Source organism: Azospirillum sp. P4_B5 (assembly GCF_056402275.1).
Genome location: NZ_JBFUHT010000040.1, coordinates 1 through 19,236, shown reverse-complemented (window position 1 = coordinate 19,236; position 19,236 = coordinate 1). Strand labels below are relative to the sequence as shown.

17 protein-coding genes and 2 pseudogenes are annotated in these 19,236 nt (G+C 66.3%); 4 read left to right on the top strand and 15 right to left on the bottom strand.

Features of this window, described 5'->3' with window-relative positions:
• Positions 1-97: 97 nt before the first annotated feature.
• The 5 genes from AC1DVI_RS25040 to AC1DVI_RS25020 form a co-directional block, all read right to left on the bottom strand.
• Positions 98-736 carry a DsbA family protein gene (locus AC1DVI_RS25040; protein ID WP_476960266.1) on the bottom strand — a complete coding sequence of 213 codons (639 nt, stop codon included), beginning with the start codon at positions 734-736 and terminating at the stop codon, positions 98-100.
• A 46-nt stretch (positions 737-782) separates the two neighbouring features.
• The gene (locus AC1DVI_RS25035) at positions 783-1,412 is read right to left on the bottom strand and encodes an SCO family protein (RefSeq protein ID WP_476960265.1); all 630 of its coding nucleotides are present in this window, start codon (positions 1,410-1,412) and stop codon (positions 783-785) included.
• A gap of 7 nt (positions 1,413-1,419) precedes the next feature.
• The gene (locus AC1DVI_RS25030; RefSeq protein ID WP_476960264.1) at positions 1,420-1,878 is read right to left on the bottom strand and encodes a copper chaperone PCu(A)C; all 459 of its coding nucleotides are present in this window, start codon (positions 1,876-1,878) and stop codon (positions 1,420-1,422) included.
• A 114-nt stretch (positions 1,879-1,992) separates the two neighbouring features.
• Positions 1,993-2,526: a signal peptidase II gene (gene lspA / locus AC1DVI_RS25025; RefSeq protein ID WP_476960263.1), complete on the bottom strand. Its 534-nt coding sequence runs from the start codon at positions 2,524-2,526 to the stop codon at positions 1,993-1,995.
• Complete coding sequence (locus tag AC1DVI_RS25020; protein WP_476960262.1) at positions 2,523-4,718, bottom strand: heavy metal translocating P-type ATPase; 2,196 nt, start codon at positions 4,716-4,718, stop codon at positions 2,523-2,525. Before AC1DVI_RS25020 ends, lspA begins: the two co-directional genes overlap by 4 nt.
• Before the next feature lie 110 nt (positions 4,719-4,828).
• Between AC1DVI_RS25020 and AC1DVI_RS25015 the strand changes: the two genes are divergently transcribed.
• Positions 4,829-5,257, top strand: coding sequence for a MerR family transcriptional regulator (locus AC1DVI_RS25015; protein ID WP_476960261.1), 429 nt, complete (start codon positions 4,829-4,831; stop codon positions 5,255-5,257).
• 109 nt (positions 5,258-5,366) lie between these two features.
• Here the strand turns inward: AC1DVI_RS25015 and AC1DVI_RS25010 are convergent, their stop codons facing one another.
• Positions 5,367-5,822: a transposase gene (locus AC1DVI_RS25010; RefSeq protein ID WP_476960260.1), complete on the bottom strand. Its 456-nt coding sequence runs from the start codon at positions 5,820-5,822 to the stop codon at positions 5,367-5,369.
• A gap of 136 nt (positions 5,823-5,958) precedes the next feature.
• Between AC1DVI_RS25010 and AC1DVI_RS25005 the strand changes: the two are divergent.
• Positions 5,959-6,105, top strand: a pseudogene (locus AC1DVI_RS25005) (IS3 family transposase); the annotation flags it as partial.
• A 94-nt stretch (positions 6,106-6,199) separates the two neighbouring features.
• Here AC1DVI_RS25005 and AC1DVI_RS25000 read toward each other — a convergent pair.
• On the bottom strand, positions 6,200-6,976 hold the full coding sequence (locus AC1DVI_RS25000) for a trypsin-like serine protease (RefSeq protein WP_476960292.1): 777 nt from the start codon (positions 6,974-6,976) through the stop codon (positions 6,200-6,202).
• Positions 6,977-7,220: 244 nt separating this feature from the next.
• On the opposite strand from AC1DVI_RS25000, the pseudogene AC1DVI_RS24995 reads away from it, so the two are divergent.
• Positions 7,221-7,721, top strand: a pseudogene (locus tag AC1DVI_RS24995) (IS5 family transposase); the annotation flags it as partial.
• 327 nt (positions 7,722-8,048) lie between these two features.
• On the top strand, positions 8,049-8,543 hold the full coding sequence (copM, locus tag AC1DVI_RS24990; protein WP_476960259.1) for a CopM family metallochaperone: 495 nt from the start codon (positions 8,049-8,051) through the stop codon (positions 8,541-8,543).
• A 242-nt stretch (positions 8,544-8,785) separates the two neighbouring features.
• Here the strand turns inward: copM and AC1DVI_RS24985 are convergent, their stop codons facing one another.
• From AC1DVI_RS24985 to AC1DVI_RS24950, 8 genes are all read right to left on the bottom strand, one after another.
• Positions 8,786-10,042 (bottom strand): glycosyltransferase, encoded by a 1,257-nt coding sequence (locus tag AC1DVI_RS24985; RefSeq protein ID WP_476960258.1) that lies wholly within the window; start codon positions 10,040-10,042, stop codon positions 8,786-8,788.
• 2 nt (positions 10,043-10,044) lie between these two features.
• Positions 10,045-11,283 carry a glycosyltransferase family protein gene (locus AC1DVI_RS24980; protein ID WP_476960257.1) on the bottom strand — a complete coding sequence of 413 codons (1,239 nt, stop codon included), beginning with the start codon at positions 11,281-11,283 and terminating at the stop codon, positions 10,045-10,047.
• Between the two features lie 531 nt (positions 11,284-11,814).
• Positions 11,815-12,069 carry a DUF411 domain-containing protein gene (locus tag AC1DVI_RS24975; protein ID WP_476960291.1) on the bottom strand — a complete coding sequence of 85 codons (255 nt, stop codon included), beginning with the start codon at positions 12,067-12,069 and terminating at the stop codon, positions 11,815-11,817.
• 368 nt (positions 12,070-12,437) lie between these two features.
• Positions 12,438-12,785, bottom strand: a complete 348-nt coding sequence (locus tag AC1DVI_RS24970) for a copper-binding protein (RefSeq protein ID WP_476960256.1) — start codon at positions 12,783-12,785, stop codon at positions 12,438-12,440.
• Entirely contained in the window at positions 12,775-15,966 is a 3,192-nt protein-coding gene (locus AC1DVI_RS24965; RefSeq protein ID WP_476960255.1) for an efflux RND transporter permease subunit, read from the bottom strand. Before AC1DVI_RS24965 ends, AC1DVI_RS24970 begins: the two co-directional genes overlap by 11 nt.
• A gap of 18 nt (positions 15,967-15,984) precedes the next feature.
• Positions 15,985-17,247 carry an efflux RND transporter periplasmic adaptor subunit gene (locus AC1DVI_RS24960; RefSeq protein ID WP_476960254.1) on the bottom strand — a complete coding sequence of 421 codons (1,263 nt, stop codon included), beginning with the start codon at positions 17,245-17,247 and terminating at the stop codon, positions 15,985-15,987.
• Complete coding sequence (locus tag AC1DVI_RS24955) at positions 17,244-18,515, bottom strand: TolC family protein (RefSeq protein ID WP_476960253.1); 1,272 nt, start codon at positions 18,513-18,515, stop codon at positions 17,244-17,246. Before AC1DVI_RS24955 ends, AC1DVI_RS24960 begins: the two co-directional genes overlap by 4 nt.
• 137 nt (positions 18,516-18,652) lie before the next feature.
• On the bottom strand, positions 18,653-19,021 hold the full coding sequence (locus AC1DVI_RS24950; RefSeq protein WP_476960252.1) for a hypothetical protein: 369 nt from the start codon (positions 19,019-19,021) through the stop codon (positions 18,653-18,655).
• Between the last annotated feature and the right edge of the window lie 215 nt (positions 19,022-19,236).

Genomic DNA, 19,236 nt, shown 5'->3' with positions numbered 1-19,236 from the left:
GCCCCCTCTCCCGGGGTGTGTGATCATGTGCCATGAGTCCAGTCGGAAAGCCGTGTGCCGAGCCTGGTAACGGTCGGGATCGAATGAGGTCCCTTCATCAAGTCGGCGGCAGCAGCGGCTGCACGGCCTTGAGGAACGCCTCGTAGCTCAACACGCCTTTGTGCGTCTTGCCGCCGATCACGAAGGACGGAGTCGAGTCGACCTGATGCTTCTCCGCCCCCTCCAGGCGCGACTGGAAGATGGAGTCGCCGAGAGCCTTGTCGTTCAGGCACGCCTGATAGGTTTCCTTGGCCAGACCGGCCAGCATGCCATAGCGGGTCAGTTGCTCGACCGGAGTCTTGGCGTGCGACCAGTCGTCCTGCTTGGCGAACAGCACCGACAGTACGGGGAAATACCGGCCGGGATCGACGCACCGCGCCATCACCGCCGCCTCGAAGGCGGCGCGGTCGAGCGGGAAGTCGCGGAAGACGATGCGGATCTTGCCGGTGTCAATCAATTCCTTCTTCACCTGCGGCAGCACCTCGTTGTGGAAGGTGGCGCAGTGATGGCAGGTGAGCGAGGCGTACTCGATCACCTCGATCGGGGCGTCCGGGCTGCCGAGCACGCGGGGGCTCGTCGCCGAGGACGGCACCGCGGGGGTCTGCGCCGAGGCGGGGGCGGTGGAGGCGACCAGCAGGATGCCGATGGCGCCAAGGGCGGTTTTCAGGGCGCCGTGCAGGCGGGTGACGGTGCGCATGGTCTTCTCGCGGGTTCGGTTGCAGGGAGAATGCGGGGTTCGGGCATCAGGATTTCGCCGCCGGTCGGTTTTCGTCCTTCAGCAGGAGACGGACCTTGTCCGCAGCGATGCCGGGCTCCTCGTGGATGTCCAGGGTGCTGCGGAGGCGGCCTTCGCCGTCGAGCAGAAGCATGGTCGCCGTGTGGTCCATGGTGTAGCCGCCGTCCTGGGGGACCTTCTTGGCGTAGACCCCAAGATCCTTGGCGGCCTTAGCGACCTCTTCGGGAGTGCCGGTCAGGCCGACGATGCGCGGGTCGAACAGGGCGACATACTCGGCCATGACCGCCACGGTGTCCCTCTCCGGATCGACGGTCAGGAAGGCCGGACGGACCGACTCCGCCTGGGGGCCAAGCGCCTTGAGCAAGCTGGCGACGTATCCCAGCGACGTCGGGCAGACGTCGGGGCAGTGGGTGAAGCCGAACACCAGCAACGTCGGGCGGCTGTTGAGGTCGGCCGGCGTGAACGGCTGGCCGGTGTGGTCGGCGAGCGTCCAGTCGGCGTCGGCAACCGGCGGCCCGACCGTGACGAGAGCGTCCGGTTTCTGCGGAGCGGTCAGAAGGGGCCACGCCAGAACCCCAAACAGCAGGGCGGCGACGGCGGTGACCGCCCAGAGGACGAGGCGGAGTTTGCGCAGCATCGGCGGCTCACTCCGGTCCCATGGCGCCGGGCTTGCCAACCGTCACGGGCACCTGCACGGCTCCGGCCTTCTCGAAGGTCACGGTGAGCGGGAACTCCTGGCCGGGCTTCAGGGCGCCCACGAGGTCCATCAGCATGATGTGCGTGCCGCCCGGCTTCATCTCCAGCGCGCCGCCCGGCGGCACCGTCAGCGGGGCTTTCTGCATCTTCATGACGTCGCCATCCCGCCGGGTCTCGTGCCCCATGGCGTGCCCGGCGACCGGTGCCGTGATCGCCGCGACGCGGTCGGCCTGGGTTCCGCCATTGCGGATGGTCAGATAGACCGCCCCGGTTTTCGCCGAGGGCACCGTGGCACGGGCCCATGCCTGCTCCACGATGATGTCCCCGGCGCGCACCGGCTCGGCGTTGGCGGGGACGGATGCGAGCAGGGCCAGGGCGATAGCGCCCGCCGCAAAATACAGTCTCATGGGGGTTCCCTCCTTGTGTCGTTCAAAGCCCGTGTCGGTGCGGTTGGCAACGCCACGAGCGGACCTGTGGACAAGGCCCGCCATGTCATGGCCTCCCAACCGGCATGGCATCGTTCAGGGGGCGGCTTCGCGGGTTTCATCCGCCTCCGGCGCCCGGCGGCGTTGTATCCACCCGTGCACAAGCAGCAGGCCGACGCCGCCGGAGATGCCGACGTCGGCCAGATTGAACGTCGGCCAGTGCCAGCCGAAGGCGTGCAGATCCAGGAAGTCGGTGACCGCGCCCTGCCGGACGCGGTCGATGACGTTGCCCACCGCTCCACCGATGATGGCGCCGAGCGCTGCGGCTTCGGCCCGGCTGGCACTGCGCCACGCCCACAGGGCCAGGGCGACGATGATCGCCACCGCCAGGGCGCTGAGCAGCCAGGGCCCCGCCGCACCATCGCCCAGGAAGCCGAAGCTGACGCCGCGGTTGAAGCCAAGGGTCAGGTTGAAGAAGGGGGTGACCTCGATGAGGCGCGGGGGGGTCATGACGTGTTCGAGGACGGCCCACTTCGAGGCTTGGTCGGCCACCATGGTGAGCAGGCCGACCGCCAATGCCAGCCGAAGCCCCGGCCATCCGCGCAACGCCGCTCCGGTATCGGTCATCATGATGCCTTTCCTTTGCCTTGGCGCAGCAGACGCAGCGCGTTCAGGGTGACGATGACGGTGGCGCCGGTGTCGGCCAGGATCGCCAGCCACAGGTCCGTCACGCCGGTGAGCGTGGTCACCAGGAACACCGCCTTCAGCCCGAGCGCGAACACGACGTTCTGGCGGATGTTCGCCAGGGTCGCCCGCGACAGCGTGACCAACTCGACGACGCCCCCGACACGGTTGGCCAGCAGCGCGGCGTCGGCGGTTTCCAGGGCGACGTCGGTTCCGCCGCCCATGGCGATGCCGACATCCGCCGCGGCCAGGGCCGGGCCATCGTTGATGCCATCGCCGACCATCGCGACAGGAGCCTCAGCCTTCATGGCCGCGATCTGCCGCAGCTTGTGCTCGGGCAGCAGTTCGGCCTTCACATCGACGCCCAGCGCCTGACCGATGGCTTGCCCGGTTCGGCGATTGTCGCCGGTCAGCATGACGCTGTGGACGCCGAGTGCGCGAAGCGCTGCGATCCCTTGCGCGGCGTCCGGGCGCGGCTCGTCGCGCAACGCGATGAAGCCGACCGGCTGCGCGTCGGCGACGACCACGACCACCGTCTTGCCCTTGTCCTCCAGGGCGGCGATGCGGTCCGCCGGAAGGCTCGACAGGCCGCACCGCTCGGCGGCGTGGCGCGGCGAGCCGACTTCGACCAGCTTGCCGGTGACGACGGCCTGCGCCGCCTTGCCGGGAACCGCCTTCTGATCGCGGGCCGGACGGAGCGGGACGCCCTCAGCCTCCGCCTTCTCCAGGATGGCGATGGCGATCGGGTGGCTGGACCCCTTCTCCACGGCGGCGGCGAGGCCGAGCAGGGAGCGGTCGGTCCCGCTCAGCGGAACGACGTCGGTCACCTGTGGCCGTCCTCGGGTGAGGGTACCGGTCTTGTCGAAGGCGATGGTCCGGACCTTGCCGATGGCCTCCAGCGCGGCCCCCCCCTTGATCAGCAACCCGCGCCGCGCCCCAGCGGCGATGCCTGACGTAATGGCGGCGGGGGTCGACAGGACCAGGGCGCAGGGACAGCCGATCAGCAGCAGAGCGAGGCCGCGGTAGATCCAGGTGTGCCAGTCCTCGCCAAAGCCGAGCGGCGGCACCAGGATGGTCAGGACCGACACGGCGATGACGGTGGGGGTGTAGCGGGCGCTGAACCGCTCGATGAAGCGGGCGGTGGGCGCTTTGCTGGCCTGCGCCTCCTCAACGAGGTGGATAATGCGGGCGATGGTGTTGTCGGCGGCGGCCCGCGTCACCCGCACCCGCAGCGCCCCCGTGGCGTTGATGCCGCCCGCGAAGACCGGTGAGCCGACCTGCTTGGGAACTGGGACGGACTCGCCGGTCACCGGGGATTCGTCGACGTCGGACTTGCCGTCGGTCACCTCGCCGTCGGCGGGCACGCGGTCGCCGGGACGGACCAGGACGGTCTGGCCGATCTCCAGGCGGGAGGCCGGAATCTCGCGCGCGGTCTCACCGTCGAGGAGCAGCGCGGTCCGCGGAACCAGCGCGGCGAGCGCCTTGATGCCGGACCGGGCGGTGCCCGCGGCCACGCCCTCCAGCAATTCGCCGACGGAGAACAGCAACACCACGATGGACGCCTCGGCCGTCTCGCCGATGACCAGTGCGCCGGCCGTGGCGACCGACATCAGCATCTCGATGCTGAACGGACTGCCCGCGCGGGCGAGCGCGACGGCGCGACGCCCGAAGACGGCCAGACCGACCAGTGCGGCGGGGATCAGTGCGTAATCTTCCAGGCCCGGCACCGTCCACGACACCAGATATCCCAGAGCCACGAGAAGCCCGATCAGCGCGGTCAGCTTGGCCTTCGGGGTGACCCACCAGGGCCGCTCGGCGGGGGCGGCGGAACCATCGGCGTCCCAGGCGGCGTCCCGGGCCTGGGCATCGGAGACCACCTGGACCCGGTCCATGTCCTCGATGCCGAAGCCGAGGCCGCGGATGGTGCTCTCGAAGGTCTCCCGCGATGTGGCCGTCTCGTCCAGCGTCAGCTTGAGGATCTGGGAATGGTAGCTGAGGCTGACGCCGTCAGTGCCGGGCAGGCGCCGCAGCGCCGTCTCGATCTTGGTGGCGCAGCTCGGGCAATCCATGCCCGCCACCCTGTAGCGCAGGTTCGGCCTGCTCGTGTCTGCGGCCAGGGCTGGGGACGGTTCCTGCATGACAGTCTCCAACGGACGAGGGGCGGTTCGCGGATTTTGGATGCTGCGGTTGCGCCTTCCGTTCCGTAAGATGGACCCTCTAGCCACTAGAGGGTCAAGGGGGTGTTTCGATGAAATCGGGGCTGAGCATAGGGGCGCTGGGCAAGGCGACCGGCACCAAGCCGGAGACCATCCGCTTCTACGAACAGGTCGGCATCCTGCCGGAACCGGCGCGCACGTCGGGGAACTACCGCGTCTACGGCGCGGAGCATCTTCGGCGGCTGTCTTTCGTGCGCCGCGCCCGCGACCTTGGGTTCCCGCTTGAGACGGTGCGGGCGATGCTTGACTTCGCTGACCAGCCGGACCGGCCATGCGGGGAGGTTGATGCGCTGGTGATCGAACAGTTGCACGAGGTCGAGCGCAAGATCGCCGACCTCCAGCGCCTGCGGGACGAACTCGACCGCTTGGCCCACCAGTGCCGGAGCGGCGGGCGCATGGCGGACTGCCGGATCATTGAGGCGCTGACACCGCATGGTGAGGATCTGGTCAAGCGTCCTTGAGCGTGCTGGCCGTCTACGTCGCCGAAGCCGAAGGAAACATTGCGGGCTGTGTTGTTGTCAGGCGACACGGCAAACTGGTCCATCCGCAAATTCGACACTGCTGGCGAAATCAGGTGGCGCCTGCAAGTCCGACGAGTTGGCCGAAGTGCGACCGCCGGGTTGGCGCAATCGGGACGCCGGCCAACCAGCCGCCGATCCTGACCAGGTTCATGGCGGCGGCGATGGCGACGTGCTGGAGACGGGTCTTCGCGAGGCCGACGTACCGAGCCCGGCGCAGGCCGAAGCAGCGCACCCCTTGGGACAGTGTCGCCTCCACCCCGGCCCGCAGCGCGTGCACGGCCCGGAACTCCGGGGTCCGTTCGCGCTTGCGCGCGGCCTGAAGCGCTTCGAACTCCCGTCGATCGTGCAGCGTCATCACCCGGCGCGACGCCGTCGGACCGGCACAGTCCGCGCGGTTCGGGCACGGCTTGCAGTCAGCCTGGGAGAACTTTACTTTCACCGTTTCCCAGCCGAACTCGGTGCTCGCTGTCCAAGCGGAACTTTTAGCCCCTCTGGGACACGTCACGTGCCGGGCCTTCCAATCGACCTGGAAGGCGGCTGCGGCAAAGCCCGTTCCCCGGCGCGCCTGCCATTGCAGGTCGGGGCGGGTCGGCCCGACCAGGTCAACGACCGGTCGGCGTCAGAACCCCAAGCCGATTCACAAGTTGGTCCACCAGCAGCGCTATCCGACACGCGAGGCCGCCAAACGGGACCTGTTCGCCAACATCGAAGGCTACTACAATCGCCAGCGAATCCATTCGGCACTTGGCTACATCAGTCCAGAGCAGGCCGAGCAACAGGCCGCATAACCCGGCGTCCATTCTCCCGGGAGAAGCTCAGACGCCCGGCCAACGCACGGCCGCACAACGGCGGCGCGTCGCCGCTCTAACCGACGGGGTCGCTCTAATGCCGGGGCGGGAGGGCGCGGGGGGATGGTGCAACTGGCCACCACGCCGCTGGCTCTGAGCCATACGCCGCGAGGGTTTCGTCGATCCAGGCCCGGTAAGGCGCCAAAACGGTCAGCCCAATCCTGTGAAAGCACAAGCGCTCGCTGTAACTTAACAGGCTGCGGCTGACGATCGCGAGAACCCCGAGGTCCCCGGAGTTGGTCAGGAACAGAGGGCCACCAGAGTCTCCCTCGCAGCTACTCCCATGCACCGTTTCCACCAGCAGCTCGGTTCGGCCCCATGCCCACGGGGGTGCCTCCACATCAAGGGCGAACAGATGCCCGGGGCGGAGACGGTGGAACCAGCTTTCGTTGCCGTATCCGGCAAGAATTCCTCTAACCGTCTGTCGTTCCGGGCCGGGTCCGATGAGAGTCCGGGTGTCTGCGTCCACGAGAACGGCGGGTGTGTAAGCCTGGGGGATTGGGCGGTCCAGGATGGCAAGAGCCAGATCGCCACGATCGACCGAGGCGTTCTGCCGCTCATCCCAAGCAGGCGCCGCCACGAACGCATTGGCGGCGATCGCGGAGCCCGCGTCGATGGGGCGTCTTGTGTCGGTCTGGAAGATCACCGTGACGGCTTGGTCCGAACTGGCGCAGTGCGCGGCCGTCAGCACGGCAGTGCGAGTGACGACGACCCCCGTGCACAACGCTTCGGTCACCGCGTTGTGCACAGCGACCACGCGGTTTGCGACGACGGAGCCTTGTGGTGCGGGATGCCCCCCCTCTATAGCCATTGAAGGCTTGGCCAATGCGGTGATGGCGGCAAGGGCAGTCGTAGCGACAAACGGGAGTCGCATAGGAGGCGCTTTCATGACTGACAAGCTCGTCGGCGGCTCGTCCGCCACGGCCGGCGCACCTCTGATACTACGCTCGATGGAGTCTGCTCGCACCTGCTACGAAGGATGACGTATCCCTCCAGGGGGATAGGAGTCGGCCCGAGCCATGCCAACAACCTCAATCTGAAGAACCGCCTGCGCCGGGCCAACGGCCCAGGTGATGATCGACTCCACGGCGGTGCGTGCCCATCGTTCGGCGAGCGGCGGCAAAGGGGGGAACGGGCTCAAGCCATCGGACCGTCCCGAGGCGGGAGAACCACCAAAATCCATGCCCTGAGCGTTCCGCTCGGTCGGCCGCTTGCTTTCCTGCTGACCGGCGGTCAGGTGGCCGACTGCACCGCCGCCGACCGTCTGCTCGACCGGATGCCCGCCACCGATCTTCCACACGGTGACAAGGGCTACGACAGTACCTCTGTCCGCCGGAAGATCGAAGAGGCCGGGGCCGCGCCGAACATTCCGCCACGCGCCAACAAGCGCTTGGAAAAACTGCTTCTCTCCATACCTCTATCGGAATCGTAAGGTCATCGAACGCATGTTCGGACGGCTCAAGGACTTCCGGCGCATCGCCACCCGCTATGACCGCTCCGCAACCAGCTTCATGGCTGCCGTCTACATCGTGGCAACTATCGCATACTGGTTATGAGTCCGGACCCTAAGCTCAAACCGGCAAAGCGGCAGATGTATGGTCGCGGCGAGCTCGACATCCTTCAGGCGCGCGTCATCGGCATCGGATAACGTCGCACCATCGAATCTGCGACAGAACCCTTTCCCGCGCCGATCCAGGGCCCGATCTCAAGCCGATTGACAGAGGAGGGAGACTGACAGGGTAGGGGAACGAAGTTTCGGACGATCCTGTTCGCTCATTAGATGGCAGTGCTATGGGGCCGTGATTATCGACAACCTCGGCCACCATACACAACCACCCACAGCATACCCGACCAGAAAAATGCCCAATGCAGAGGAGCGCGCCGTGAACGCTCATCGAGTTTGCAGCTTTATCGCCCCGTTGGCCGTCGTGACAGCCCTGATCGCCGGAACCGCGGCGGCCCAACAACCCCAGTCCCAGCAAGCTCCGCAGGGTCAGAGCACTGCGCCGACGGGCGGGGCGGGCATGGGCCAAGGCCCTGGTATGATGGGGCAAGGCCCGGGAATGCACCAGAGCGGCCAGCGTGCCCATGCCATGCCCAAGGACCCGGCGTCGCAGGCCTATATGCAAAGCATGGGCAAGATGAACCGGGATATGCGCAGCAAGCCGATGACCGGGAACGCCGATCAGGACTTCGCGCGCATGATGGTTTCCCATCACCAAGGCGCTATCGACATGGCCCGCGTCGAGCTCGAACATGGAACCGATCCGACTCTCAAGACCATGGCGCAGAAAGTGATCGACGACCAGACGAAGGAAATCCAGGAGCTTCAGGACTGGTTGAAGCAGCATCCGGCCAAGCAGGCCGCCAAGAAATAGGGGAAGGTTTCGCGGAGAGGTGGCGGCTGAACTGTTTGGGACGGTCGGCGCGCACGGTGTATCTGGGCAACGCGACGATGATGCGGGATTAGGGTATTGCGTGGTGCCCTGGAGGCGTGTGCCGACGGGCTCCGGCCTGAGGGCGCACCCGCATTCTACGCCGCCATCGAGGGCTAACCCGACGGCGTCATCGCGTGTTGGCGGACCTGTAAAACCATGGTCTCAGATCGACCGTGCAACGTTCAGCCACGTCCAATGCTCGTAGCAGTTATTAAGCCGCTTACTCCGGCGAAGCGGGCATGGAGCAAGTCGATACCCGCTTCGCAGCCGAAGTCACGGCGCACACGTGCCCCCCCGGCCTTACCCAGGACCGTACGCCCGGCCGGATCGCGGATGAGCGGTTGCAGCGCCGCGGCCAGGACAGCGGAGTCCTCTGGCTCGACAAGCCATCCAGTGCAGCCATGCTCAATCAGCTCCGGAACCGCAGAGGTGCGAGTGGAAAGGCAGGCCAGCGACTGTGACTGCGCCTCCATCAACGCGTTGGGCAGCCCGTCGCGGTCGCCGTCGCGCGCGGTGCGGCAGGGCAGGACGAACAGGTCGGCGCGGCGGTACTGGGCGATCACCGCGTCCTGGGCCTTCACCCCCAGCCAGTCGATCCGCCCCTCCAGCCCCAGCGCCGCCGCCTGCGCCTTCAGAGCGGACAGCCGGTCGCCGTCGCCGATGTGGGTCCAGCGCCAATGCAGCCCGGCCGGCAGGCGGGCCAGCGCGTCGAGCAGCAGGTCGAAGCCCTTCTTCTCCACCGCCCGCCCGACCGACAGCAGCCGCACGGGGTCGGCGGGGTCGGACCCGTTGCGCGCCGGGCGGGCGTCCGGCGGGCCGGGGAAGCGGCTGAAGTCCAGCCCGTGGTAGAGCAGCTCCACCCGCTCCGGCTCCGGCGCCAGTTCGCGCAGGCGGGCGAGGCCGAGCGCGGTGCAGGTCACCCCCCAGCGCGCCTCCGCCAGCTTGTCCCGCAGGTCCCAGTCGGGAGAGGTCCAGATGTCCTTGGCGTGGGCGGAGAAGCTCCAGGGCAAGCCGGTCAGCAGCGCGGCGTAGCGCGCGACGCTGGCCGGGGTGTGTAGGAAGTGGGTGTGCAGCCAAGTGACGTCCGCCGGCAACTCCGCCGCCAGCACGCAGGCTTGGCCGAAGCGGCGGACGCGGTTGCGGCTGGGGTCGCGCCGCAGGTCGGCCAGCCAGGCGGCCCGTGCCGCGCGCCAGCCGGGCAGCCGATGCGCCGCGGTCAGCGCGTGCAGCACGCGCGCCGGCTCCTCGTGAAGATATTCAGGCAGGTAGGTGACGGCGGCCCTAATGCGTCGGTTCAGCGCGTGTACCACCGTGTCGGTCGGGCGACGCAGGCTGACGATCAGTTGACGCAACCCCCGCTGCTCCAACCCCAAGATCTCCTGCGAGATGAAGGTTTCTGACAGGCGCGGCCAGCCTTTGACGATGACGGCAATGGTCATGTCTACTCCTCAGCGGCCATTTTGCGTTCGGGCAGCAGGTTGGAAAGATGGTCAGCCCCTACCTGCGTTGGCAGGTGCCGACCGGCGAGGCGATTGACGCTCTCCAGCCCATTGAGCAAGCGCGGCACGGTGATCGAAGACGGGGCGGGTTGCCAAGGCAGTCGGCGCAGCGCCGCCGCCATCGCCGCGGCGTCGCGCACCCCGTCGTCCGTTAGGACGGAGACCAGACCCAGCTCCTGCGCACGGGCGGCGCGGATGGTCTGCTCGCGCCGCGGCACCTCACGCGGGACGATCAGCGCCTTCTTGTCGAAGGACAGGATCTCGCAGAAGGTGTTGTAGCCGCCCATGGCGACCACCCCCACCGCTCCCTGCATCAGCCGCTCGATCCGCGCCTCGAAGGCGGTGGCCTCAACGTTCGGCAGGGCGTCGGCGCGGGCCAGGAATTCGGCCTGGAGGTCCGGCTGCATGAAGGGGCCGAACACTAGCACGGCGCGGTAGGGGATGCCGGGATCGCTCTCGTAGGCGCGCAGCACCCAGTCCACCAGCGCATCCCCGTCGCCGCCGCCGCCGGGGGTGACCAGGATGTAGGGCTCGCCCGGCAGACCGGGGTCGTGGGGGAGCGCCGGGGGCACGGTGCGGTGCAGGTAGCCGGTGTACACCATCTTGTCGCGCACCGACTGCGGGACCTCGATCCCCTCCAGCGGGTCGCAGATCTGCGGCAGGCCGTAGGCCCAGATCTCGTCGTACAGGGTCTCCAGCGCCGGCAGCACCCTCTTGCGCTCCCACTCCGGGGCGAGCAGGGCCGGCTCGTCCATCACGTCGCGCAGGCCCAGCACCAGCGGCACGCCGCGGCCCTTCAGAAGCTCCAGCGTCTCCCGCACCTCGCCGCGCAGGCCCAGCGGCTCCTTGTCGACGATGAACAGGTCGGGCTGGTAGATCTCCGCCGTGTGGCGGATCAGCGAGGCCCGCATGGACAGGATCTCGTCGATGTCCAGATGCAGGTTCAGCGCCGTGTATTCGCCGTTGCGCAGCTTGATGACGCCGGGGATGCGCACGAAGTCCACCCGCGTGCGGAAGTCGAAGCTGCCGACGATGGGCGAGCCGGACAGGATCAGTACGGACAGATTGCTGTAGCGCTCGACCAGCGCATGGGCGATGGCCCGGCAGCGGCGCAGATGGCCGAGCCCGAACGCGTCGTGGCTGTAGATGAGCACGCGGCCTAAGGTCGGACGTTCGCTCATGAGCTTCCCTCCCCTTGTGTCTGGCTACCGGTGCGTGGCGCCTGGCCGCACGTTGCGTCATGTTCGCAAGGCAATCTTTCCGCGACACCGGGAGCGTGGGCCCGATGCCGTTGCGAGCACGGCCCTGAGGAATCGCGCGCCAACCTGGGTGTCCCATTCCTCACCCCGTCCCGCAGTTTGGATGACCGGTTCATGTAGGACCGAAGATCGGCAGCCGTGAATGGCGCACCGCTTAGTTTGTGCACGCCGGCTCTTACCAACTCCGTGGCAATCGCCGGCCATGCGATGCGTCGTCGACGTGCCTTGGTGATCTCGTCCAACAAGGGAGCTAGCACGAGCCCATTCGACACGCCGGCCGTACGGAGGCCCGCGGTTGAGCGTGGCAACCGAGCCACGGCGTGCCGAAACCGCTGGGCGACCACAATAAGGTCCATGCCGGTCCCGGTTAGTCCTTGCCCCCGGCTGGGTTCCGGCGCGGTGCCGCGAGCCTTCTGCTCGTCCACGCGCTCATCCTCCGCTCGGTTTCCACCTTTAATGACTGGCATAGAGGCCATCGCCGGTCCTCCCGAACGTGACGACGTCGTACGGGTGGTTGGGATGGTCCATGTCTGGCGCGCTCGCGAGCATGCCGGGCACCGATAGCCTTGTAAGCGTAGGGTTCTTCGTCCACAGCCGGGTCACTTCCGAAGCCGGCACCTGTCCCTCCAAAACACAGCCGTCCACGACGACGGTATGGCAGGACCCTAACGGCTGGTGCCCCCCCTGTCCGGGCTTGATTCGGAGCATGTGCTCCACGTCGCGCACAACGGTGGAGAACCCTGTGGCCCGCATGAGCTCGATCCACTTGGCACAGAAACTACAGGTTGACGATTTCCAGGTTGTAAGCTCACCGGCCTCGGCTGACGAGTTCTCGAAGAGCGCGGAACCGGCGATCAGATGGACGCCCACAAGCCCGACACCAAGCAAAATTCCCCAGCGCGCTTCCCGGAGCGGTCGCATTACCGCACCGTGGGCATACGGCGACCGGGTGGTTGCCTTCCTTTTTCGCTTTCTCATAGTCATGACGGTCTTTCTGCTCTACGCCCCCCCTCCCCCCCGAGCGGTCGGTCTGGACGACGTCGCGCGGGCAGGGGAGCAAGGGTCTTTTCGTGCCCCTATTTCGAAGGCCTGAGCGTCTCGATGCGGTACATCCCAGCAGGGTCCTTTCCAATGGTGAAGACGACCGGGTCGCCCGGTTTCACAGCGTTGAGATCCACACCCGGGGCGACCACGAAGTCCATGGTCATCGCCGGCCAGCCGAGCGCCGCGATCGGACCGTGGCTGAGGTTCACAAGGCGCTTCGCCGGATTGACAGCGTTGACCAAGCCGGTCGTGCCCGCGGCTCCCGGTTGGGTGACCGCCGTGGCATGACCACGATGGTCCATTTGGGCTGACGTGGCGGCGGGCAGGACCGTCAACGCGGTCAGCGCGGCAAGCATGGCTGCAGCGATCTTACGGTGCATGGATAATCTCCTTGGGTTGAGCATCAACGGATGGAAGGTCACGGCGAAGCGGCGGCCACGCGGCCGCCTGGCGGCGGATCGCCGGTGTCTTGACCAGGGCGTAGATGGCGGGGATGACCAGCAACGTCAGCACGGTGGAGGAGACCATGCCACCGATCATCGGCACGGCGATGCGCTGCATTACCTCCGAACCGGTGCCGTCGCTCCACATGATTGGCAGGAGACCAGCCATGATGGCGACCACCGTCATCATCTTCGGGCGCACGCGCTCGACGGCGCCCTCCATGATGGCGTCATAGAGGTCGGCCACGGTCATGGGCTGCCCTTCGGCGGCACGGCGGCGCTTTCGATCCTCGAGCGCGTGGTCGAGGTAGATGAGCATCACCACTCCGGTCTCGGCAGCGACGCCGGCGAGAGCAATGAAGCCGACGGCCACGGCCACGGAGAGGTTGAAGCCGAGCAGCGCCATGTACCAGACACCGCCTACCAGCGCGAAGGGCAGCGAAAGCATGACGATCAGCGTCTCGGCGATGCGCCGGAAATTCAGGTACATCAGCAGGAAGATGATCGCGATTGTCACTGGAATGACGATCTTCAGTTTCGCCGCTGCGCGTTCCATGTACTCGAACTGGCCGCTCCAGGTGACATAGTAGCCAGCAGGCATCGGCACTTGCTCGGCGACCATCTTGCGAGCGTCGGCGACATAACCGCCAATGTCGCGATCGCGTATGTCGACGTAGATGTAGGCCGACAACAGCGCGTTCTCGGTGCGCACCGTTGCTGGTCCCTTGGTCAGCCGCACCGAGGCAAGCTGGCCGAGCGGGATTGCCCCGCCCATTTCCGGGTGCAGCAAGATGCGGCTGGCAATTGCGTCGGGGTTACTGCGCAACTCCCGCGGGTAGCGGACGTTGACGGAGAAGCGCTCGCGGCCTTCCACGGTCGTCGTTACCATCTCGCCGCCGAGTGCCGTCAGGATGGTGTCCTGCAGATCGCCCACCGTCAGGCCGTAGCGGGCCAACTGCTCCCGGTTGGGGTCGATCTCCAGGTAATAGCCGCCAACAATGCGCTCGGCGTAGGCGCTGGTCGTGCCGGGCACCGCTTTGACCACGGTTTCGATTTCGCGGGCCAGCCGCTCCATCTCCTCCAGGTCCTTGCCAAACACCTTGATGCCGATCGGTGTGCGGATGCCAGTGGAGAGCATGTCGATGCGCGCGCGCAACGGCATCGTCCAGGCGTTGGAGATGCCGGGCATCTGCACCGCCTTGTCCATCTCCGCCACAAGCTTTTCATAGGTCATCCCCGGCCGCCAGTCGTACGGCGGCTTCAGGTTGATGACCGTCTCGAACATCTCGGTCGGTGCAGGGTCGGTTGCGGTGGCGGCGCGCCCGGCCTTGCCATAGACCGACTCCACCTCGGGGAAACTCTTGAGGATGCGGTCCTGCGTCTGGATCAGTTCGGCCGCCTTAGTAATCGACAGGCCGGGAAGCGTGCTCGGCATGTAGAGGATGGTGCCCTCGTTGATCGCCGGCATAAACTCGCTGCCGAGCTTGCTGGCCGGAACCACCGACCAGCCCAGCACACCGATCGCGATCAGGATGGTCAGGATCTTGGCGCGCAGCACCAACGTGATCAGCGGTCTGTACAGCCAAATCAACAGGCGATTCACCGGATTCCGGCGTTCGGGGATGATCCGGCCACGCACGAACAGCAGCATCAGCACCGGCACCAGCGTGATCGACAGGAAGGCGGCGCCAGCCATAGCGAAGGTCTTGGTGAAGGCCAGCGGTTTGAACAGTCGGCCTTCCTGCGCCTCCAGCGTAAAGACCGGCAGGAAGGACACGGTGATCACCAGGAGGCTGAAGAACAGCGCGGGCCCGACCTCCACCGCCGCGTCGATCAGCACCTTGGCGCGATTGGCGTCCGGAGGTGCGTGCTCCAGCCGCTTGTGAGCGTTCTCGATCATCACGATGGAGGCGTCCACCATAGCACCAACGGCGATGGCGATACCGCCCAGGCTCATGATGTTCGACGTCATGCCCATCCAATCCATAACGATGATGGCGATGAGCACGCCGACCGGTAGCGTGACGATGGCGACCAGCGCGCTGCGCACATGCAGCAGGAAGACGATGCAGACGAGCGCGACGATCACGCTCTCCTCGATCAGCGTCACCTTGAGGTTGTCCACCGCTCGCAGGATCAGGTCGGATCGGTCGTAGACGCTCTCGATGCTCACGCCCTCCGGCAGTCCGGCCTTCAGCTCAGTAAGCTTGTCCTTGACGTTCTGGATAACGTCGAGCGCGTTTTGTCCATAACGCTGGAGCGCAATGCCGCTGACGACCTCGCCTTCGCCGTTCAGCTCGGTCAGGCCGCGGCGCTCGTCCGGGCCGATCTCCACCCGCGCCACGTCGCGCAGCAGGATCGGCGTACCGCGATCGACCTTAAGGACGATGTCCTCGATATCGGTGATGCCGCGCAGGTAGCCACGGCCGCGCACCACGTACTCGGTTTCCGCCATCTCCACAACGCGGCCGCCAACGTCCTGGTTGGACGCGCGGATCGCCTGTGCAACCTTGTTCAGTGGCACACCGTAGGCCTGGAGCTTTTGGGGATCGACGACGACCTGGTATTGCTGGACGAAACCGCCGACACTGGCCACCTCGGCGACACCCTCCGCCTTGGTGAGCTGGTAGCGCAGGTACCAATCCTGCAGCGTACGCAGTTCCGCCAAGGTGCGGTCTTTGGCAAGGACGACATATTGGTAGACCCAGCCCACGCCGGTGGCGTCCGGTCCAAGCGTCGGGGTGACGCCGTTGGGCAGCCGTTTGGCGGCGAAGTTCAGATACTCCAGCACGCGTGAGCGCGCCCAATAGATGTCGGTGCCGTCCTCGAAGATGATGTAGACGAAGGAAGCACCGAAAAACGAGAAGCCGCGGACCACCTTGGACTTCGGCACGCTGAGCATAGCGGTGGTGAGCGGATAGGTGACCTGATCTTCGACCACTTGCGGGGCTTGGCCGGGATAGTCGGTGTAAAGGATGACCTGGACGTCAGACAGATCGGGCAGCGCGTCGAGCGGAATACGCGACACCGAATAGGCGCCGACTCCGATAAGGAACAGAGTGCCCAGCAGGACCAGCGCGACGTTGCGCGCCGACCAGCGGATGATGGCGGCGATCATGGCTTTGCTCCCCGCCGGCTATTGATGCTGGTGCTGGCCGCCACTGCCGCCGAAGGCGCTCAGGGCTGCACGCAGGTTGCTTTCGGAATCGATCAGGAAGTTGGCGCGTACGACGACGCGTTCGCCCTCCTCCAGCCCGGCGAGAATCTGGACGTAGCCATCGGCGCGCGCGCCGGCCCTGACGTCACGCGGCTCATAACGGCCCTCACCGGTCTCCACCAGCACCGCCTGCCGCCTGCCCGTATCGAGTAGAGCGGAGTCCGGCACGGCCAACTCCGCCGTGGCGCCCGGGGAGACGTTCAGATCGCCGTTCAGGTGCACAGTGGCGTAGAGGTTCGGCTTGAGCAGGCCGTCGGCATTGGGCAGTTCGATGCGCACCTTGCCGGTTCGGCTCTCAGCGGTCAGCGTGGGGTAGACGAAGCTGACCTTCCCTGTGAAAGATCTGCCCGGCAGCGAGTTGACAGTGACGTCGACCTCTTGTCCCGGCTTGATGTAGCCGAGATCTTGTTCGAACACGTCGGCGATCAGCCAGACATTCGATAGGTCGGCGATGCGATAGAGTGCCTCGCCGGGCATGAAGCGCATTCCGCGCACCGCACCCTTTTCCAGCACCACACCTCCGGCAACTGCGCGGTAGGTCAGGCTGCGCGACACCTTGCCGGTCTTGCGCAGCCTTTCAATTTCCTCTTCCGGGATGTCGAGGTTGCGCAGCCGCTGCAGCGACGCCTCGGCGAGTTGGCCGCCGTCACCGCTTCGGCGGGCGACGAGGTATTCCTGCTGGACCAACACCAGCTCCGGACTGTAGATCTCCATCAGCGGCTGTCCTTTGCGGACGGTGGCTCCGGTGGTGTCGACCAGGAGGGTTTCGATCCACGCTTCGAACTTCGGGGCAACAACAAAGAGGCGACGTTCGTCTACCTGGACCGTGCCGACCGCCCGAACTTGTCGGGAGACTATCCGTCGCCTCGCCGCTTCAGTTCGCACGCCGAGCTTCTGAACCTTGTCGGGGCTGATGGTCACGGCGCCGGATGCGCTGTCCTCGCCCTCGTAGACCGGGACGTAATCCATCCCCATCGGGTCCTTTTTGGGCACCGGAGAGGTATCAGGCAGGCCCATGGGGTTGCGGTAGTAGAGGACCTTACCCGGACCAGCGGGAGTAGCCGCAGCGGGGGTGCCGTGCCCACCATGGCCTGTTTGAGCCAGAGCGGGCGTTCCGGCCATGATGGAACCGGCTACCAGGACGGCGAGTACTGTGGGAAGACGGGTCGATGGGCGGCTCATAGTTCACCTCCGATCAGGCGTTCGATCTCGGCGAGCCGGATTTGTTCCTCGAACGTCACATTCACGTACTCGACCAACGCGCGGCGCAGCGTCTGCTCGGCAACCAAGAGGTTAGCGAACTCTTCCCGCGACAGTTCGTAGCCGCGTGCTGCGGACTCCAGCGCAATGCGCGCCTGCGGTAGGGTGATCTCCCGCACGATCCGCTTACGCTCCTTCAGTGCGGCCAGCATGGCGTAAGCCTCATGCACGTCGGTGGCGACGTCGAGACGGAGCTGTTCCAGCTTGGCCCGCGCCGCTCCAGCCATTGAAGCAGCTTCGCGTTGCTCGGCCCGGCGGCGGTCGGCATAGAGCGGAATGTTGACCTCGACCATCGCTTGATAGCCGTCGAAGCGGCCATCGCTCCGCATAACGCCGAGACCCAGTTCCACGTCTGGATAGCCGTTCTTCTCGGAGAGACGGCGCGTGCCGTCCGCCGAGTCGATCTGTGCAAGCTGGGCGCGGATCGCCGGGTAATCGGATCGGGCGCGGTCGACCAGCGCATCGACCGGCAGCATCTCCAGCGGCGGGACCGGTCGGGGTTGAGGTTTCGTCGGCAGTGGGGTTTCCGGGGACCGGACGAGCAGCCCGTTCAAACGCACCTGGGCGCGGTGGCGATCAGCGTCCATGCGCGCGACATCGGCGGCGAGCGTCCCGGCTTCGGCGTTGGCGCCGGTGACGTCCTGCTGCTTGCCGGGACCCTGGGCGTAACGGGCACGCGCCAGATCCGACAGGCGGCGAACCGTGCCGAGCAGCTTACGGGTCTCATCGGCCGCCAGATGCGCCGCGTGATATTCGGCATAGGCGACTTTGACGCGATAGGTGATCTGGTTTGCCACCTCCGCCTGGGCAGCGGCGGCCTTGCGACTGTCCGCCGAGGCGATCTCGCGCTTCAGGTCGCGCTTGCCCCACAGCGGGAACATCTGGCGGACCTGATACAGCTCCCGCCCGGCGCGATCGCGCGGCAGGTAGCCAGGCTCGTTGCGTGGCAGTTCCAGCTCTACCTTGAGCTTGGGGTCGTCGAGAGCGCCCGCGGAGTCGATGCGTGCCGTAGCAGCATCGACCTCCAAGGCCATCGCGGCAGCTTCCGGGTTCAGGCGTCGGGCGATGTCGACGAGATGGGAGATGTCGGTGTTCGGCTCAGCCGCGACGGCGGCCACGCTGCCAAGCAGCAGGATCGCGGTTGCGGCAAGCATCCCACGCGAAAGGCGCAATCGGTGTGGTGCGGTCATAGTCTTGATTCCGCGCAGCCGGTCGGCCTGCCCCTGGCTGACTGCAGGGCGGCAGGACTCGGACGGCGTCCGTTCGAGGGATAGTGATGAGGCGTGTAACCTCCGCCGCAAGCGAGTGCAGCAGGGATGGAAACATGTCAGTGGAAGGATTTGGGTGGAGGCGAATCCGGTGTGATCCGGCGCGCATCAAACCGCTCTTCTTGATCTGGGCTCCAGCCGATGCGGAGCGCTCCGAACATGCCGGTAACGGCATCGACCCAAGCCAAAGTTCCAAGGTTCTGGCAGCAAGGTGCGGTCATTTCCATCGCGAGAGACCGGCCTGGATCGACTGCATTGCACGATGCTGTTTGACGATGGTCATGACCGAGACATGGCGTCTCGGGGTGGGTTGTCCCGACGCCATCGGAGTGGTCCATGCGAGCATGCGCGTGCACCCCACCCACCGCCCCGAGCACCAGGACGGCAACAAGCGTTATTGCCGTCAGAAAATGGCTGATGCTTTCCATCCCGCCCTCCGGGTTCCAGAATGACGGTACACCATCAGGACCCAAGGTTGCCGAACCGGGGGCGAGGCGCACCGGCGCTGAGCGGTATCAGCTGTGATAGCCGAAAGCCGCTTGGCCGATGGCGAAGTCGAGATAGCTGTGCGCCTGCGCGTGGTTGCCCTGGTTGTGCAGGTAAGTGCCGTAGGCGGCGTTGCGCTCGGCAATGCTCCGGGTGA

Excerpts from the sequence above, each read along its gene's own strand:
- AC1DVI_RS25000 (WP_476960292.1), bottom strand. The coding sequence starts at position 6,976 with ATGGCTATAGAGGGGGGGCATCCCGCACCACAAGGCTCCGTCGTCGCA.
- AC1DVI_RS24985 (WP_476960258.1), bottom strand. The coding sequence starts at position 10,042 with ATGACCATTGCCGTCATCGTCAAAGGCTGGCCGCGCCTGTCAGAAACC.
- AC1DVI_RS24960 (WP_476960254.1), bottom strand. The coding sequence starts at position 17,247 with ATGAGCCGCCCATCGACCCGTCTTCCCACAGTACTCGCCGTCCTGGTA.
- AC1DVI_RS25035 (WP_476960265.1), bottom strand. The coding sequence starts at position 1,412 with ATGCTGCGCAAACTCCGCCTCGTCCTCTGGGCGGTCACCGCCGTCGCC.
- AC1DVI_RS24970 (WP_476960256.1), bottom strand. The coding sequence starts at position 12,785 with ATGCACCGTAAGATCGCTGCAGCCATGCTTGCCGCGCTGACCGCGTTG.
- AC1DVI_RS25020 (WP_476960262.1), bottom strand. The coding sequence starts at position 4,718 with ATGCAGGAACCGTCCCCAGCCCTGGCCGCAGACACGAGCAGGCCGAAC.
- AC1DVI_RS24965 (WP_476960255.1), bottom strand. The coding sequence starts at position 15,966 with ATGATCGCCGCCATCATCCGCTGGTCGGCGCGCAACGTCGCGCTGGTC.
- AC1DVI_RS25015 (WP_476960261.1), top strand. The coding sequence starts at position 4,829 with ATGAAATCGGGGCTGAGCATAGGGGCGCTGGGCAAGGCGACCGGCACC.
- AC1DVI_RS25030 (WP_476960264.1), bottom strand. The coding sequence starts at position 1,878 with ATGAGACTGTATTTTGCGGCGGGCGCTATCGCCCTGGCCCTGCTCGCA.
- AC1DVI_RS24955 (WP_476960253.1), bottom strand. The coding sequence starts at position 18,515 with ATGACCGCACCACACCGATTGCGCCTTTCGCGTGGGATGCTTGCCGCA.
- lspA (WP_476960263.1), bottom strand. The coding sequence starts at position 2,526 with ATGATGACCGATACCGGAGCGGCGTTGCGCGGATGGCCGGGGCTTCGG.
- AC1DVI_RS24950 (WP_476960252.1), bottom strand. The coding sequence starts at position 19,021 with ATGGAAAGCATCAGCCATTTTCTGACGGCAATAACGCTTGTTGCCGTC.
- AC1DVI_RS24980 (WP_476960257.1), bottom strand. The coding sequence starts at position 11,283 with ATGAGCGAACGTCCGACCTTAGGCCGCGTGCTCATCTACAGCCACGAC.
- AC1DVI_RS24975 (WP_476960291.1), bottom strand. The coding sequence starts at position 12,069 with ATGCTCCGAATCAAGCCCGGACAGGGGGGGCACCAGCCGTTAGGGTCC.
- AC1DVI_RS25040 (WP_476960266.1), bottom strand. The coding sequence starts at position 736 with ATGCGCACCGTCACCCGCCTGCACGGCGCCCTGAAAACCGCCCTTGGC.